The sequence below is a fragment of the Photobacterium sp. DNB22_13_2 genome, assembly GCF_052873915.1.
Genome location: NZ_JBNNXU010000194.1, coordinates 1 through 256, shown reverse-complemented (window position 1 = coordinate 256; position 256 = coordinate 1). Strand labels below are relative to the sequence as shown.

1 protein-coding gene is annotated in these 256 nt (G+C 60.9%); it reads left to right on the top strand.

What is annotated here, in order from left to right; all coding sequences use genetic code 11:
• Window positions 1-256 (top strand): hypothetical protein (locus tag ACVA58_RS28325; RefSeq protein WP_446513559.1); only part of this gene is annotated, 256 nt, incomplete at both ends.

The window sequence follows — 256 nt, the reverse complement described above, 5'->3', positions numbered from 1 at the left end:
GATGACGCTGGTGCGGGAGTTGCGCGAACAGCTTGCGCGCACGGTTGAGCACTGCCTGCCCGCGCTGGGCGAAGATGACGTCGCGATCGGCCCGGTTGCCTGGGCATTGATCAAGACCTGTCGCTCAGAAACAGAAAACCTCACGCACCTGAACGCCAAGCTGGCGGCGTTCAACCATCGGCTATCGCTGGTGGCAGACGACCAGAACGAGATCCGAAAATCGCTGCTGGGCCTGCTGCAGCTTGTCTTTGAGAAC